Below are 16,090 nucleotides of genomic sequence, written 5' to 3'. Positions count from 1 at the left end.
ACCAGCAATTGGTCGCCCCTTTTCGTATCAGTAATAAACTACTTCTAAATCTGGGAGATATTCCAGTAGCTTATCAATATCATTTTGACGAAGCCCTGTATTAAAACAAGTAATTCGCTCTAACTTCTTTAGTTCGCTGAGTCTATCCAAGCGAAAAACACTCGTATTGGAGCAGTCGATGTATCGCAACTCAGTCAACTCTTCTAGTCCACGCATTCTTTTAACATTTGTACCCGAAAAGTTAAGTTCTTGAAGCGTGATCAGTCCCTCTAAAGGACGTAAATCTTCCACCGCAGTATTGGTCAAAACCAAGCGCTCTAGCTTAGGGTAGCGCTGCTGGAGCGTGTTCAAATCAGCAATTGGCATTTCAAGCAACTCGAGCGATTTCAACTCATCGATTACAGGTAATAATTGCAGCCCGCTTAAACCAGCTCGCTGCACTTTCAACTCCTCTAAACGATAGAATCGCTTGATCGCAGTAGTGGTTTGTCGGTTAAATCCGCTGCCCACAAACTCTAGTCGCTTACTGGCCACCAGCGCATGCAAATCATCCGAATTCACCCTGCCCGACTTGTTGATTGTTTGCAACAGTTTATCCTTCAATTCTTGGCTAACACCCGCCCACCAAGTCTCAAGCTGCTCTGTCATAAAACGCACTTTCACCTGCTCCTTTTTATCTAGCAAAGCAGCCACTGTGGCTTCTTCTACATTGGTATTGTCTACATCCAATTCAGCTAAGGCAGGCATTCCAGCCAATACCTCAATATTTCGAACAAGGGTGTTTTTAGCGTAAATCACCCTTAAGTTAGGATGATCACCAAGCGGACTTAGGTCGCGTACTTTGGTTTCGTTAATGGAGAGTTTCTCTAACTCAGCAGATAGTGCCGATTTCGGTAAATTCACCACAGGGTTTTTATCGAGTGTTAGCGATTTCAGATTCTGAAAACGGCTCAGCGGTGTAATATCAATCAAGTTGATATTTGTCAAATCGAGCGCTTCAGCCCTAATAAGTTGCGAAAGCTCTTCAGGAGTTGGCGAACTGCTAACATACTCGCTTAGGGCATTTCTCAAATTCATCGGCATGCCGTTCCACCATTCTTTCAACTGGGCAGCATTAGTTACAAGTAAGGCATCGTTTTTAGCCGCGAAACTCGCAATAGCCGCATCATCGAGTCGGGTACCATTTGCATAAACCCGCTCCAATGAATTGAGCGCACTAATAGCATCCAATGAACTTACCTCTGTATTGTTAAGGTAAAGCACTTTCAGTGCCGTTGCCCCTCTTAAAAATTCAAGGTCTTTAATTCCAGTATCAGAAATATTCAGTTCTTCAATGCGCTGTAAAGGCGCAATTGAATCTAGGTCTGAACCGCTCACATCTAAGTGCTTTAGGTTTCTTAACTGCTGAAAGTTGATGCTATCAAGCCCTTGACCATCGGCTAAAGAAAGCCATTCAATACTCTTAAGACTATTTACAAACTGAAGGTTTACCTGGGCAGCACCATCCAACCTCAGCTTTTGCAGCTTACCGAACGCTGCCAGTACATCAAATGTATCGATGGGGCTACTGCTCAAGTTGAGTGACCGAATATCAGTATGGTATTTAAGGTATTCTAAGTCTTCCACAGCAGACTGCGAAAGGTCTAGTGATTGGAGCTTATTAATCGAAAGCAAAGGCTTCAAGTCACTCACAAAGGTGTCACTGAGCTTCAAATATTTTAATTCAGTTAGCTGATAAATCGGATCAATATCACGAATCAGGTCATTGCCAGATAAGTCTAGCGAATCTATAGACACCACGCTCAGCAATTCTACATTGGAAAGGCTATCGAAATACACTCCAATTTTATCTTGAAAGATGTTTCGCCACTCCAAGGTCAGGCCGTTCCACCATTCTCTCAGTTGTTTATCGCGGCTCACCTTATTGGTGTAAATACTCGCAATCTTCAGCTCATCATTCTTATCAAAGTTGAATTCTATGTAGCGCTTTTTCGTAGAGTTAATGGAATCGCCTGCAACACTTGCACCTTTGAGGTTTCGCAGTAATTCTACCTTATAATAAGGCGTTTCATCCTCCTTTATCAGGCGTTCAATTTTTTCAATTTCAAACCCAAATGCGGCTTCAGTAAAGAAAAAGTCTATATCCTTTAAATAGGCCTGAACATCTTTGTAGATAACAGTCGAGCGGTCGTCTTGTAAATCGTCTTCTACCTGCACTTTCTCATTCAAAAACAGTTTTTTATAACTGTTATTAATAATGATCTCTCTTTCGGCAAGTGAGGTTTTTTCCGCCCCAAGTAAATTGAAATAATAAGATAGGGTTTGCACCATACCCTCGGCCTGACCTACATACGGATCGGCCTCAGTATCGACCTCCTGCCCCAAAGTGGAAAACGAAAACAGGAGGGCAACAAAAGCATATATAAACTTACTTTTTGTCATAGATAATTTTCAATAAGGCTTCTTTCTGTGAATCGTTCACTTGTGCCAAATCAGATATTAGCCAACCGGTGTTATAGCCTGGTCGGTTAAAGTTGTTAAGCTGAAAATACCAGCCATCGATACTAAAGAAGTGGAAGTTAAGTCGGTTTACAGTCTGAAATTCCAGTAAACCCATTTTCACTTCGTAGAGAAACACCGTTAACAAATCGGGTTTAAAATCGGCCAAAGTATATGATTCTGGGCTTCCGCCCTTAACCAATGCTTTGCGCAAATTCATAAAGTCCAGCTCATGACTCATTGGGTGTAAAAACTCTTTGGTTTCGCCTCTTTGCTTATCAAAAAGCGTATTGTATGGTTCAAAAACCAAGTCACTAATTACCCATTCGTAGCCCAAACCTTCTTGCTGAATTTGCATGTAAAGCGTAAGTGGCTCTTCCTTTCCTTTATACTTAAAGGTGGTATTTACCACGGCAAACCACTCCGGACTCCTTAGGCTCAAAAACTGCGGATTGTCCTTATCGGTTACCTGCTCGATAAATGTTTTCAGTAAGTCTTCGGAAAACTCGGCATTCTCCTCATCGAAGAGAATGCTCAAGTATCTTTTCCTAATACGCTCACTTCTATATTGCCTATCGTCTGGTTCGAACTTTCGGCCTTTGGTGTCTTCTTCGCCATTAAAGCGATTGAAAAACTGGTTGAGCTGCTTTGTGCTCGCCAATAATTGTCTTTCAATCTCCTCATCTTCAGACACTATCTGTGCCTGAACACCTTGGAAAAAGAAGATGAATAATAAAGAAGTTAAAAGGGTTAATCTGCTCATATAGATGTTTCAGACACGCGAATATCGCCTAAAATCACATCCCAGAACTCAATGGTTCTACCTGCAATTTGTGTCTCCTTTTTCTCTACGTAAATAGTAATGTCTTTTTTGGTTGTATCCTTATAGCTCAATTGGTCGCCACTTCTACCTTCAAACTTTTGGTAAATGGTTACCACACCAACGTAACGGCCGTCAGGCTGGCGCTCAAGGTCAGAGATATAGTGGATATCATACCATTCGATGGTCACCTTATCGTAGTTAAGGGCTCTCAATCGCTGAAAATACTCACGCACTTTATAGTATTCAATCTCTTCGCGCGCAAGCGATGAAACACCCATTTCGCTATCAGGAGCAAAAAGCTCTTCAGCCCTGTCCATTACTCTGGTAGACTCAGAATAAGGCGTTTCTTTATTACCAATAATGCGAATGTATTTACCAAGGTCTCTTACTTTTTCAAGCGCGAGTGAATCAATGGCTTTTTCTCTATTCGGGTCAACAGCATTTTGCGCAAGGGCATTTACGCTACCCATTACCACAAAAAGTGTTACGAGTGTATATTTTAGAATATTGCTTCTCATCTTCTTCTTACTTTTTAACTAATACCAACTCTTTGATTTTGCCATTTGGGGCTTTAACCACCTCTTTTACACGGTGCACATTGTTGCCAGTGTCCTTTATGTAATTAAGGTACTTGGTGATGTCCGTTGGCTCATCATAATCCTCGGTTCCATCGGCCGCATAAATAATAATGAGTACTGGTGCGCCACCATCATCAAATAGTCTTAAAGCCTCCTGAATATTGCTGTTGGCAGTGCTTGTAGAGCTTGCGCCAGCAATTGCCGCAAAATAATTGTTAAGCTTATTGTCTAGGGTTGGTTCAGGAGCAGTTCGAACATCTTTTGGTTCTTCCGGCTCTGGTTGTGGTTCCGGCTCCGGTTCTGGTTCTACTACTTCTGGTTGTTCTGGTTCTGTGTCAAGCACTGCCTTCTGGCTTTTACATGACGCAAAGAAAATCAGCATCAAGCTAAAGAGCAGGGCCGATTTAAGTACGGTTTTCGTCTGACTAGGAGTTACTTTCATTTTGATAGTTATTTAATCGATGTTCTGCTACGCAATATGCGTTCCAAACACAGCTTAAACGTAAAATTGACTGCAAAAGGATACGCTTGCAAAAAATAATCTCGAATAGAGAAAATTTAAGTCAAAATGAAAAGTGAAACCGTGTCTACTGGTGATAAAAATATGTGAATACCTCAACCAACATAAGCTGTTGATGAAGTAGCTCAACAAAAGACACGAATTGTAAAAAGTGGAATCAACTGGTCAGCCTGCTGGCAATTTCTAAGCTGCTAATTGAAAACTCAAGACCTCACCTTGAGTGAGCGTGAGGCCTTGAGTTAATAATTACTTCTCTTCTGGCAATTTAGCCACCTGAGCACCCTCAGGCATTTCAAAGTTGCTCATGGCAGGATACTCAGTAGAAACCTGAATATTTTCAAACAACCTAGCTCCACCACGAGGTTCACCAACCACGCCATCGCTGTACTGATACCACTGCAATGAACTTGGTAGCAAAACACCTCCCAGCTCATTCCATCCTTCATATTTTATTAGGCTGAATCTATCGCTTGATTCATCGCCACCAAACGTAGCGGTATACATTAGCCATTGCATTTGGTTGGTTTTAGGGTCCGAAAGAATGATGTAGTTATCCTTGGGAGAATCGCCAACACCATTTCCGTAACTAATTTTCACCGCATTATAAGCCTTCCCTTGAAGCTCAATTGGCTCAATATCTTCATAGAAAACACCTGGGTCGCCCACAACAAATGGAAATGCATAGAAATAGAACATTAAATTGTATCGCATTCTCTGTCCGTCAGCTTTTTCGCTTGGCGGATTCACCCATACGTTCTCGCCATCAAAACCGACAGTTTGGCTTTCTGACTCAATGCGCGTATACCTATTCTGCAACTCAACCAGCGTTTTGCTTCCTCCATTTTCATAAGAAAGTTGCTTAAGGCTAGTCCAAGTATCGTAACCGCCATGCGCCTCGAACACCTTGGTGATTGAAGCGGAATGATGATCCGTTTTAGAAGGTGCTTCAGCCTTCGGTTCCTCAACTTGTTCTTTTTTCGCGCCCCCACAGGCAAGGCAAAAGGCGCTCAGTAAAATTATTGCTATCTTCTTCATGATAATGCTAGTTAACGGTTATCTAGGGTTTTTAAAAGCACACCTTATCTATACGGCTAAAGCCTGTAAGATTCTCGTCAAAACTGTCACCAAGGCGTCAAAAAGTATCCCAAGTAGGTGAAGCCCAAACGCTCAACCCTACTTAGGGGTGAACAATCTTCCGACTTCTGACTTACCCTCAGTCCCTGAAGGGATGCCAATGATTTGGTTTTTAGCTTCTTCGAATTAGCTTCCAGCTTCTCGCTTCCGACTTTTACCTGCCGCAACATTTGTAGGCAGGCTGTCTCCCCTCTCTTATCTTGGTCAAAATTAGCTTTCAAACGAAAGTGAATTAACTTTGGAATCCTTAAGCAGATTTATGAGTCAGGAGAAGAAATTTGAAACTCAGGCGATCCGCACACAGATTGCCACCACCTCAGCACAGGAGCATGCTACGCCACTGTATTTAACCTCTAGCTTCCTTTATCAGGATGCAGAAGAAATGCGTGCAGCATTTGCCGGTGAAAACGATAAAAACATCTACTCACGCTTTACCAACCCCAACTATCAGGAGCTGGTAGATAAGGTTTGTCTTATGGAAGGTGCCGAAGCCGGTTACGCTTTCGCCACAGGCATGTCTGCAATATTCTCAACTTTTGCCGCACTTTTAAGTGCTGGCGATCATGTAGTCTCCTGTAGGTCCATCTTCGGTTCAACACACACCGTTTTTCAAAAGATTTTCCCCAAGTGGCAAATAGAAACCACTTATGTAGATATTAAAACACCTGCCAGTTGGCAAGAGGCTATTCAACCAAACACTAAAGTGCTTTATGTTGAAACGCCCACCAATCCTGGTGTCGACTTGGTTGATTTGGCATGGCTGGGCAAGTTCGCCAAGCAGAACGAGTTGATTCTGATTGTAGACAACTGCTTTGCTACACCATACCTGCAACAGCCAATTAAATATGGTGCCGACTTGGTTATTCATTCGGCTACCAAGTTTATGGACGGGCAAGGCCGCGTAATGGGCGGAGTTACAGTAGGACGCCAAGACCTGATTGATGAGGTTTATGCCTTTAGTCGCAGTGCAGGACCGGCCATCTCCCCTTTCAATGCCTGGGTAATTTCGAAGAGTTTAGAAACGTTAGGCCTGCGCATGGATAGGCATTGCGATAATGCACTAAAACTTGCTCAGTTTTTAGAAGGTCATGAACGTGTCGCCTGGGTGAAATACCCTTTTCTACCTTCGCACCCAATGCATGAGGTTGCCAAAAAGCAGATGAAAGCAGGTGGCGGAATGGTTTCATTCGGCATAAAAGGCGGGGCCGAAAACGGTAAACAGTTTTTAAATAACATAGCAATGTGTTCGCTTACCGCCAATTTGGGCGACAGCCGCACTATTGTTACGCATCCATGGTCTACTACACATGCTAAGCTTTCTGAAGAGGAGCGTCAAAAAGTTGACATTACACCCGAACTTATCAGGGTATCGACAGGTTTAGAGCATGTAGATGACATTATTGCCGATATAGACCAGGCATTGAACAAAGCATTTTAGCAAACCTAAATGAAACAGATCAACGCTGAAATTTTGACCATTGGAGATGAAATTCTCTACGGCCAAATTACGGACACCAATTCGCAATGGATGAGTGCCGAACTCGACCAATTAGGCATAAAAGTGGTTCGCAAAACTACAGTTGGCGACACCGAAGAGGCAATTCTTACGGCTTTTGAAGAAGCTGAAAGCCGAGCCGACATCATTCTAATTACCGGAGGCCTCGGCCCTACCAATGACGATCTTACTATGCCTATGCTGGCTAGGTATTTCGATTCGGAAATCATTATGAATGAAGCGGTGCTTAATCATGTAAAAGATTTTTTCGAACGAAGAGGGAGGGTTTTCACAGAACTGAACAAGCGCCAGGCCCTTGTACCGAAAATAGCACAAGTATTGCACAATGAGCTAGGTACTGCTCCAGGCACTTGGTACGAGCGCAACGGAAAAGTATTCGTTTCGATGCCCGGTGTTCCCCACGAAATGAAAAACCTGATGAAAACGCACGTGCTACCTAAACTTCAGCAAGTTTTTCAAACCCCGGTTATTTATCATAAGCTTATCAAAACCGTTGGCATTGGTGAATCATTTCTTGCAGACAAGATAAAGGTTTGGGAAGACAACCTCCCGGAGCATGTCTCATTGGCCTATTTACCAAGTGTCGGACACGTAAAACTAAGACTCACCGCTGTTGGTGAAGACAGGGAGCAGCTAGAAAAAGACGTTGACTTACTGATCAAATCTTTCCTACCGCTTGGAGGAGATTATGTTTATGGTTATGATAATACCACACTGGAGGAGGCCGTTGGCGACATACTCAAAAAGACCGGCAAAACCATTGCCTTTGCCGAAAGTTGTTCTGGTGGTTATGTTCAACACAAAATCACTACGATAGCAGGCTCTTCATCCTATTTTCAAGGTGGAGTAGTGCCCTACCACAACGACCATAAGATTAACCTGCTAGGTGTAAGGCCTGAAACATTGGAAGAGCATGGAGCCGTAAGCGGAGCCTGTGTAAAGGAAATGGCCGAAGGAGTAAGAAAGCTCTTTAAAGCAGATATTGGGGCTTCGAGCAGCGGTATTGCTGGCCCTGGAGGCGGCACATCGGACAAACCGGTGGGCACCGTGTGGATTGCTTATGCTGATGGCGAAAAAACCATCACTAAAAAGCTGCAATTAACTCAGAATAGAGAATTAAATATCAAACTGACAGAAATTGCAGTATTAAATTTGGTTAGAAAAAGATTTACAACATAAAACATTGATAATCTTTTGCGAAAAGCTTATTTTTGGTTTTTCGTGCAAACGATTTTAAGTAGGAAAATTAAGTTATGGCTATAGTAGAAATGGTAATGCCGAAGATGGGAGAAAGTATCATGGAGGGTACAATCCTATCGTGGCTAAAACAAGAAGGCGACACAATCGAGGCTGATGAATCGGTGCTTGAAGTTGCCACAGACAAAGTCGATACGGAGGTTCCGGCAACTCACGGTGGTGTGTTGAAAGAAATTCTTGTAAAAGAAGGTGATGTAGTGGCAGTTGGTGCGCCAATCGCCAAAATAGAAACAGAAGCAGATGTAGCAACTGCTGAAACTCCTGCCCCTGCTCCAGCAACCGAAGCCCCACAACCTTCGGCTAACGGACAAGCGAAAGCAGAAGCCCCAGTGCCTGCCGCCAACAACGGGCAAGCCGCTGTATTGGAAGCACCTGCATCGGGCCGATTCTACTCTCCTTTGGTAATGAACATGGCCAAAGAAGAAGGCATTGCCATGACAGAGCTTGAGCGCATACCTGGCACTGGCCGCGAAGGCCGTGTAACCAAAAAGGATATGCTGGATTACTTGAAGAACCGTCCGGCTGGCGGCCAACCAGTAGCTGCACCGGCTGCTCCTGCCCCTGCAGCAAAAGCCGATAGAGCACCGCAACCAATGCCGGTTTCTATTTCGGGTGAAGACGAAATCATTGAAATGGATCGTATGCGCAAAATGATTGCTGAGCGCATGGTTGATTCTAAACGCATTTCTCCACACGTAACCTCCTTTGTTGAGGCCGATGTAACCAATATTGTGTATTGGAGAAACCGCGTAAAACACCAGTTTAAAGAGCGTGAAGGTGAGCCAATCACATTCACTCCAATCTTTATCGAAGCTGTTGTTCAGGCCATTAAAGACTACCCAATGATCAACGTTCAGGTAGATGGCAACAACATTATTAAGAAGAAAAACATAAACGTTGGTATGGCAGTAGCACTACCAAGCGGCAACCTTATTGTGCCGGTAATCCATAATGCCGACCAATATAACCTAACAGGCCTAACTAAAAAGGTGAATGACCTGGCCAGAAGAGCGCGTGAAAACAAGCTAACGCCAGACGATTTGCAAGGCGGTACTTATACCGTTTCGAATGTTGGCTCATTTGGCAATGTAATGGGTACGCCAATTATTATGCAGCCGCAAGTAGGTATTATGGCGCTAGGTGCTGTGCAGAAAAAGCCAGCAGTGGTAGAAACACCAGCCGGTGATGCCATCGCTATCCGCCACAAAATGTTCCTATCGCACTCTTACGACCACAGAGTGGTTGACGGATCGCTAGGCGGTATGTTTGTACGCAGAGTAGCCGATTACCTAGAAAAATTCGATTTGAATCGCGGATTCTAGGATTAGATATTAGTTTCTAGACACTAGACATTGAACCCCAGCTTGAGTAATCAGATTGGGGTTTTCTTTTAATGTTATTGATATCTTGTGGTTATTGGTGTTCCTCACCAATAACTGCTAACCCGATTGCAGAGACAAGTGCGATTGTTGGTTATTGGGGAATTATTTAAGAAGTTCCGCATATAAACGAGTTAGGCAACATTAAAAACAACACTTGGAAAGACAACAAGCAATAGAGCAATATTCAAAAATCAAACTAAACCAGCTTTCCCAAAAAAGAAAGAGCTGAACAATTAGAAGTTATGACTTTGGAGGATTGGAGCGGTTCGAAAGGTTGGAGTTCTTTACCGAAATCAATTCGGAGTGAATTTGAACTTGGAGAAGAAATTGAAAACCCTGAATTGGAAAAGTATGACCAAGTATTAATGATTTGGTTAAGAAATCGACTTCAATCTGTGACCAATGATTTCCTCTGTGAAAAGCTGAATATTGAAAAGATTATCGGAGAACCGGTTAAACTTGAATCTTGTCCTTGTTGCGGATATAGAACAATTGGAGCACGTGGAAATTACGATATCTGCAAAGTTTGTTGGTGGGAAGATGATGGTCAGGACAATCAACATCCGGAAAGAATAATTGGCGGGCCGAATTACGGAATTAGTTTAGCAATGGGCAGATACAACTATTTAAGTTATGGACTCTATGACCCTAAACGAACTGACTTAATAAGATTGAAAGCAGATGAAAATGAATTTGAAAGAGGTAGAATATTTGAATTCGCTGACAATAAGTTTCTGACTGAAAAAGGAACTGATTGGAAATGGAAAATAACGTTGCCTAACAATGTGTAAAAACAATATTATCTCATCACTTCATGCTAGCAGTCAGAACTGTCCTTCCTAATTCCCTGCTAAAAAATCATCAGTTGTTCAACGTAGTGCTTTGTGGATACCGTTGCGGGGATTGAGCTATTTTACTACATTATAACTTTTTACAAACGGATGTGGCCATTCACTACATCCATTCGTTATCACTACTCTCTTGATGGACTCAGAAGAAAGAAAGCTTTGGGACAAGCTGAAAAAGTTCGAACTGGATAACCCAAGCTCAGACTACACCTTTTCACTTAGATTGGTTAAGGAAAATGGATGGAGTTTAACATATGCACTTCAAGCAATCGAAGAATATAAAAAATTCATATTCCTTGCGTGCACCTCGGGTCACCCTGTCACTCCTTCAGATCAAATTGATCAAGTCTGGCACTTACATTTAATTTATACTCATTCGTACTGGATAGACCTTTGTAAATACACGCTTAACCGAGAAATTCATCATGGGCCAACATCAGGTGGCTCAGAATCTTCTAAAACGTTTAAGAGTTATTATGATCAAACTCTAAATTCCTATAGAATCAAATTTAATAAACCAGCCCCTAGCCATATTTGGCCAGATTGCGAAACACGGTTCTCGGATAATAACTTCAGACGAGTTAACATCAAAGAAAACTGGATCATTAGAAAACCATGAATAAGATTGATTTAACAAAATATTCTCCTCCTCAAACCTATCTACTTCTCAACCCAAAAGACTACAGTATTAAGGAATGTTTTAAGTACTGTGTAATGGATTTGATACTTAAGAAAGTTCTAAGCATAGAACTTGTAGAAAATTACTCAGAATCACTAAATACGTCCTTTACATACAAATACATCAAGAAAGGAAAGCATTTCAATTCTTACGAAACCAACTTGTACGAAACCCACTTTACTAGTGTTTTTACAGATGAAACAGATCAAATTCAGGCTAGGTATTTTGCAAAAGCCGTTATGGAATCTTCTTTGAAAAGAATAAGCAATTTACGGAACGACATTTTAAAGACCGAGCCCATTGTAAATCGGCTTAACCCCAGTTGGGCATTTTGGTGGAATAGAAATTTAAAGCTTGATTCAACCGGCAAAAAACAAGCAAATTCAATTCGCCAAATACTCAATACTATTGAATCTGAAATTCAACACCTAGCATCAACAGATAAAGAAAAAGCCCTATCAAAACTCAAAAGTCTTGGTAACAACTTTTTACTCATTCCAGGGTTCGACCAAAACATGTTAGAGGATTTTGAAACCCTATTCAAAGAAATTGATAAAGACTCAGCGAGAAGTGATGGTTATGGTATAGGGTGTTCATATTGGATAGGTTGTGATACAGGGAACACCCTAGACTTTTCTGATTTTGCTGATGTAGGATGCAGTAGTGGCTGCAGCAGCGGATGTGGAGGTGGGTGCTCTGGGTGTAGCGGGTGTGGTGGCTGTTCATAAAAATATTGACCAGTAGTTATCTTAAACTGTAAACTCGCAAATCAGCACACCTCCCCCCCTTCAAATTCAGTTATCATTATCACCACTCCTCTGTGTAGCTGTAACTTGTACACTTAAATTATTAGTGCTAAAATTCAATCATGAATTATAAGCTTGGACACTTCGCTTCAACCCTTCTCCCTGTACTTGCGCTACTATTTGGCATACTTTCATGTTCTACCATAACAGACACCAGTATTAGCACCCTTGGCGAGGGTTGGGCCAGAAACTCCATCAACACCGTTATCTTCAGGAAAAACGCACTTACTTCTGATAGTGAGCATCAATATGCAGCCTACTACAACCCTGATGGTTTTGTTGTTTTAGCCAAACGAAAAATTGGCTCCTCAGACTGGGAAACATACAAAACACAATATAAAGGCAATGTAAGGGACGCACATAATTCCATCAGCATTGAACTGGATGCAGCTGGCTATTTACATGTGGCGTGGGATCATCACAACACCAAGTTACGTTATGCCAAAAGTTTAGAGCCTAGCGGCCTAGAACTCGGACCAGAAATGCCCATGATAGGCACTGAAGAAAACGTGGTCTCCTACCCCGAGTTCTATCGTGCCAATGATGAGCTGTTCTTTTTCTATCGCGATGGCGGTTCTGGCAATGGTAATTTGGTCATCAATAAGTATGAAGCTGCTACGGGTCAATGGCAGCGCTTACAAACCAACTTAATTGATGGTGAAGGCCAGCGCAATGCATATTGGCAAGCCTATGTAGACCCCAAGGGCACCATCCACATCTCTTGGGTTTGGCGCGAAAGCCCCGATGTCGCCAGCAACAACGATATGTCTTACGCCAAGTCTACCGATGGCGGATTAACCTGGCAAAAGTCCGATGGCACCGCTTACGAACTACCCATCACTCAAGCTACTGCCGAGATAGTTCAGCACATTCCCCAAAACAGCGAACTAATTAACCAAACCGCCATGACCACCAATATCAAAGGCGAACCATACATTGTGAGCTACTGGCGCGAACAAGGCTCAGAAGTACCACAATTCCAACTCATTTATCAAGATGGTAATAAATGGAAAACAAAGAACTTAGGCTTTCGAACCCAAACATTCAGCCTGAGCGGTATGGGCACAAAGCAAATCCCCATTTCGCGCCCTCAGGTTTTAGTAGGCAAGAATAACCAAGTACATGTAATCTTCCGAGATGCCGAAAGAGACAACAAAGTATCCATTGCATCTAACAGCCATCCATTCTCAGAAGCATGGCAGATCAAGGATTATTCTGAAAACGGATACAATGCTTGGGAACCCACACTCGACCCACACTTATGGAAATCTCAGCAGCAATTAAGCCTTCTATTACAAAAAAACACGCAAGTTGATGGAGAAGGACTTTCTGAAAAAGCTAGTGCACCAGTGCAAGTTTTGGATCTCCGGCCAGAGTAAAGTATTCATTTTAACATTATTAAAATTCATTTTTAATGCCATATAATTCAAAATAAAGGCATAGTTATTGATGTATTGGCCAAACAACTATCTATTTAGCTAACACATTAAATACGTCTTTATGATTAAGAAACTCACATTCATTACAACACTCTTTTTTATAGCCACATTTCTTAACGCCCAAACTGGACCTACTAAGAGTCAAGAGCTTGGAGTAACCTTTAGCAACTTTGACAGCTTTGGTTTTACCTACCGAGTGGGGAAAGAAAATAACTTATGGAGATTTAGCACCGGTCTTTTTTCTGTAGATACCAGAACTGAAGAAGTAAACAACGAGAAAACGGATACCAACACGATTAGGTTTGGCTTTGAAGCTGGTAAAGAATTCAGAAAACCAATAGCAGAAAAGCTTGACCTAAGATATGGTCTTGAATTAGGTCTAAACCTTGCGCATAGCGCTATTGAATACGATGATGATAGAGAGACTAAACATAATGCATACACACCTAAGCTGAACTTTGTATTTGGTGCCAATTACAAAATTCAAGAGCAAATATTAATTGGTTTTGAGGTACTACCTTATGTTGGCTATACCATGAATAAAAGTACAACCACTTACTTTGACGGATCAGAAACGTCTAACAAAAGTAACGTTTTTGAGTATGGAGTCTCCAGTACTTCAGCTCGACTATCCTTGGTTTACAGATTTCAAAAATAGGCACTATGAAAATTAATAAAACAATACTTTTATTAGTGCTTTCGGTAATACCCATGCTCTCTCAAGCACAATCTGAAAAAAGCCAAGAACTCGGCTTAGTATTTTCGGGCACATCTAATTTCGGGCTAACGTATAGGTTTGGCATAGAACAAAGTTTATGGCGGGTTGAACTACTTCAAGTAACATCACTCAAAAGAAACCTATTAAGCGGAGCCGAAATAGAGAGCACAGGCTTTGCTACCACTCTTGGTAAAGAATTCAGAAAACCCATAAACGATGTACTAACTTTTAGGTATGGCCTAGACCTAGGCTTCTCTTACCATTCATTTGAAAATGAATCCGATAACAATAGGTATAAGACTACCAGTACTGACCCCTTTGTTCAGGGAGTTATTGGAGTAAACTTTAAAGTGAGCCAACAGCTACTAATTGGAATGGAAATATTACCTAACATCGGCTATCATGTGATCAAAACAGAGGACGAAGGTGATGCACTGCCTGAACCTATATATTCTGAGACTAGAATAATGAGCTTTCAACTGAACAATCTGAGTAGGCTTTCACTCGTTTATCAATTTTAATAGCCATTAAATTTAGGTTTTACCCCAATTTGCGCATGCAGGTTGGGGTATTTTTATTCTTGGTTGTTATGTTCCCTCACCCCAAATAAAAACGCAATGAAAACCAAGCTAACAGAACTTACCAGAGACGATTGGAATACCCTTTTCCCAATAAAGCTCGAAGACCACAACCCCGAATGGCAACATATTTTCTCGAGAGAAAAAGAACTGATCTTATCAAACATAAGCTCAGAAAAACTATTGCGTATTGAGCACTTTGGGAGTTCATCTATTCCCGGCATTAAAGCCAAGCCATACATTGATATGCTGATTGAAATTCCAGATGAACTTCTTTTTGATGAAACATTAATTGCAGCATTCGAGCCTTTAGGTTACACGCACTTTAAAGTACCCGAACGAGAAGGGATTGATGCCTATATGTCGTTCGGAAAAGGCTACAATCCGAACGGTGAAAAAGCCCAAATCTTTCATATTCATATGTGCCCCAGACACAACGCCATGTGGCAACAATTAGCATTTAGAGACTACTTAGTTGAAAACCCAAAACAGGCAAAAGCCTATGAAAAACTAAAGGTAGAGCTGGCTGAAAAATTCAGAAATGATAGAGGTGCCTATGTCTTAGGTAAAACGGATTTTATAAAGGACACATTGAAATTGATAAACCAATAAGCAATTATGTAGCTTTAGCCTATGAAAAACGCTGTGCTTTTATTTTCGCTGTTTGTTTTGTTCAGTTGTTCCTCTAATAAAAATGAATTCTCTGTCATTCTGGATATTGAAGAAGTGCTAAGCGAAACGGAAGAGCTACGCTTGAACAAGCTTATAAAAGAGCACGAACGAAAAACCACGAATGAAATCGCCATTATTACCACACCCAACTGGGGCGATTACGACAACTCCCTAGACTTTGCTGTAAACTCTGGAAACAAACTGGGTGTTGGCAAAGCGAATAAAGACAACGGGGTGGTTATTATTTTTAGTAAGACCCTTAAAGAGACTCGAATAACCACAGGCTACGGTACCGAACGCGTGCTAAAAGACGAATTAGTGAAGCAATTCATCGACAGCCTAATGCTCCCTCATTTCAGAAAAGATGAATTCTACGAAGGAATTTTAGCGGGAACACAAGCAGTGATTACCCACTTAGAACTGCCGGGTAATGAGATACAGTAGCTTAAGATTAATCGCATCAAAAAAGTCATGTAAGTCCAGATACTAATCGAGAGTTACATGACAATTAAGAGGTTAACTCTAAGCAGACACCATTATGCCTGCGGAGCCCAGCTAGCGCACAACATACCTTCGGCAGCGGTATTTGGGTGAGCACAGCTATCTGCATTATGGCGAGAGCAGTTCCCGCAATGTCTTGC

Annotated in this window: 15 protein-coding genes; 10 read left to right on the top strand and 5 right to left on the bottom strand. The window is 41.8% G+C overall.

Going from position 1 to position 16,090, the window contains the following annotated elements:
• Nucleotides 1-27: 27 nt before the first annotated feature.
• The 5 genes from BMW98_RS08595 to BMW98_RS08575 all read right to left on the bottom strand — a co-directional run bounded on the left by BMW98_RS08595 (nt 28) and on the right by BMW98_RS08575 (nt 5,455).
• Nucleotides 28-2,442, bottom strand: coding sequence for a leucine-rich repeat domain-containing protein (locus BMW98_RS08595; RefSeq protein WP_090258086.1), 2,415 nt, complete (start codon nt 2,440-2,442; stop codon nt 28-30).
• Nucleotides 2,429-3,262 carry a hypothetical protein gene (locus tag BMW98_RS08590; RefSeq protein ID WP_090258085.1) on the bottom strand — a complete coding sequence of 278 codons (834 nt, stop codon included), beginning with the start codon at nt 3,260-3,262 and terminating at the stop codon, nt 2,429-2,431. The genes BMW98_RS08595 and BMW98_RS08590 overlap by 14 nt, the downstream gene beginning before the upstream one ends.
• The gene (locus BMW98_RS08585) at nt 3,259-3,792 is read right to left on the bottom strand and encodes a hypothetical protein (protein WP_394802209.1); all 534 of its coding nucleotides are present in this window, start codon (nt 3,790-3,792) and stop codon (nt 3,259-3,261) included. The genes BMW98_RS08590 and BMW98_RS08585 overlap by 4 nt, the downstream gene beginning before the upstream one ends.
• 55 nt (nt 3,793-3,847) lie before the next feature.
• Nucleotides 3,848-4,342 carry a nucleoid-structuring protein H-NS gene (locus tag BMW98_RS08580; RefSeq protein WP_121505241.1) on the bottom strand — a complete coding sequence of 165 codons (495 nt, stop codon included), beginning with the start codon at nt 4,340-4,342 and terminating at the stop codon, nt 3,848-3,850.
• Nucleotides 4,343-4,666: 324 nt separating this feature from the next.
• A complete protein-coding gene (locus BMW98_RS08575; RefSeq protein WP_090258082.1) occupies nt 4,667-5,455 on the bottom strand; it encodes a DUF6503 family protein in 789 nt (262 codons plus the stop codon).
• Nucleotides 5,456-5,813: 358 nt separating this feature from the next.
• Here BMW98_RS08575 and BMW98_RS08570 point away from each other — a divergent pair, with 358 nt between their 5' ends.
• The 10 genes from BMW98_RS08570 (at nt 5,814) to BMW98_RS08520 (ending at nt 15,893) form a co-directional block, all read left to right on the top strand.
• A complete protein-coding gene (locus tag BMW98_RS08570) occupies nt 5,814-6,992 on the top strand; it encodes a trans-sulfuration enzyme family protein (RefSeq protein WP_090258081.1) in 1,179 nt (392 codons plus the stop codon).
• Between the two features lie 9 nt (nt 6,993-7,001).
• A complete protein-coding gene (locus tag BMW98_RS08565; RefSeq protein WP_090258080.1) occupies nt 7,002-8,249 on the top strand; it encodes a competence/damage-inducible protein A in 1,248 nt (415 codons plus the stop codon).
• A gap of 74 nt (nt 8,250-8,323) precedes the next feature.
• Nucleotides 8,324-9,649, top strand: coding sequence for a dihydrolipoamide acetyltransferase family protein (locus BMW98_RS08560; protein ID WP_090258079.1), 1,326 nt, complete (start codon nt 8,324-8,326; stop codon nt 9,647-9,649).
• 302 nt (nt 9,650-9,951) lie between these two features.
• Nucleotides 9,952-10,500, top strand: a complete 549-nt coding sequence (locus BMW98_RS08555) for a CPCC family cysteine-rich protein (RefSeq protein ID WP_222843608.1) — start codon at nt 9,952-9,954, stop codon at nt 10,498-10,500.
• Nucleotides 10,501-11,172: 672 nt separating this feature from the next.
• Nucleotides 11,173-11,964, top strand: coding sequence for a hypothetical protein (locus tag BMW98_RS08545; protein WP_139177456.1), 792 nt, complete (start codon nt 11,173-11,175; stop codon nt 11,962-11,964).
• A gap of 140 nt (nt 11,965-12,104) precedes the next feature.
• Nucleotides 12,105-13,421, top strand: coding sequence for a BNR repeat-containing protein (locus tag BMW98_RS08540; protein ID WP_090258076.1), 1,317 nt, complete (start codon nt 12,105-12,107; stop codon nt 13,419-13,421).
• A 121-nt stretch (nt 13,422-13,542) separates the two neighbouring features.
• Nucleotides 13,543-14,139 (top strand): hypothetical protein, encoded by a 597-nt coding sequence (locus BMW98_RS08535; RefSeq protein WP_090258075.1) that lies wholly within the window; start codon nt 13,543-13,545, stop codon nt 14,137-14,139.
• A gap of 5 nt (nt 14,140-14,144) precedes the next feature.
• Nucleotides 14,145-14,720, top strand: coding sequence for a hypothetical protein (locus tag BMW98_RS08530; protein ID WP_090258074.1), 576 nt, complete (start codon nt 14,145-14,147; stop codon nt 14,718-14,720).
• Between the two features lie 96 nt (nt 14,721-14,816).
• A complete protein-coding gene (locus BMW98_RS08525) occupies nt 14,817-15,389 on the top strand; it encodes a GrpB family protein (RefSeq protein WP_090258073.1) in 573 nt (190 codons plus the stop codon).
• A gap of 21 nt (nt 15,390-15,410) precedes the next feature.
• Nucleotides 15,411-15,893 carry a TPM domain-containing protein gene (locus BMW98_RS08520; RefSeq protein ID WP_090258072.1) on the top strand — a complete coding sequence of 161 codons (483 nt, stop codon included), beginning with the start codon at nt 15,411-15,413 and terminating at the stop codon, nt 15,891-15,893.
• The last annotated feature ends 197 nt before the right edge of the window (nt 15,894-16,090 follow it).

It is taken from the genome of Roseivirga pacifica (genome assembly GCF_900111145.1).
GTDB classification, from domain to species: domain Bacteria; phylum Bacteroidota; class Bacteroidia; order Cytophagales; family Cyclobacteriaceae; genus Roseivirga; species Roseivirga pacifica.
This window is presented reverse-complemented; position numbering and strand designations above follow the sequence as displayed.

Coding starts and splice junctions, on each gene's coding strand:
- BMW98_RS08595 (WP_090258086.1), bottom strand. CDS start 2,442: ATGACAAAAAGTAAGTTTATATATGCTTTTGTTGCCCTCCTGTTTTCG.
- BMW98_RS08590 (WP_090258085.1), bottom strand. CDS start 3,262: ATGAGCAGATTAACCCTTTTAACTTCTTTATTATTCATCTTCTTTTTC.
- BMW98_RS08585 (WP_394802209.1), bottom strand. CDS start 3,792: ATGGGTAGCGTAAATGCCCTTGCGCAAAATGCTGTTGACCCGAATAGA.
- BMW98_RS08580 (WP_121505241.1), bottom strand. CDS start 4,342: ATGAAAGTAACTCCTAGTCAGACGAAAACCGTACTTAAATCGGCCCTG.
- BMW98_RS08575 (WP_090258082.1), bottom strand. CDS start 5,455: ATGAAGAAGATAGCAATAATTTTACTGAGCGCCTTTTGCCTTGCCTGT.
- BMW98_RS08570 (WP_090258081.1), top strand. CDS start 5,814: ATGAGTCAGGAGAAGAAATTTGAAACTCAGGCGATCCGCACACAGATT.
- BMW98_RS08565 (WP_090258080.1), top strand. CDS start 7,002: ATGAAACAGATCAACGCTGAAATTTTGACCATTGGAGATGAAATTCTC.
- BMW98_RS08560 (WP_090258079.1), top strand. CDS start 8,324: ATGGCTATAGTAGAAATGGTAATGCCGAAGATGGGAGAAAGTATCATG.
- BMW98_RS08555 (WP_222843608.1), top strand. CDS start 9,952: ATGACTTTGGAGGATTGGAGCGGTTCGAAAGGTTGGAGTTCTTTACCG.
- BMW98_RS08545 (WP_139177456.1), top strand. CDS start 11,173: ATGAATAAGATTGATTTAACAAAATATTCTCCTCCTCAAACCTATCTA.
- BMW98_RS08540 (WP_090258076.1), top strand. CDS start 12,105: ATGAATTATAAGCTTGGACACTTCGCTTCAACCCTTCTCCCTGTACTT.
- BMW98_RS08535 (WP_090258075.1), top strand. CDS start 13,543: ATGATTAAGAAACTCACATTCATTACAACACTCTTTTTTATAGCCACA.
- BMW98_RS08530 (WP_090258074.1), top strand. CDS start 14,145: ATGAAAATTAATAAAACAATACTTTTATTAGTGCTTTCGGTAATACCC.
- BMW98_RS08525 (WP_090258073.1), top strand. CDS start 14,817: ATGAAAACCAAGCTAACAGAACTTACCAGAGACGATTGGAATACCCTT.
- BMW98_RS08520 (WP_090258072.1), top strand. CDS start 15,411: ATGAAAAACGCTGTGCTTTTATTTTCGCTGTTTGTTTTGTTCAGTTGT.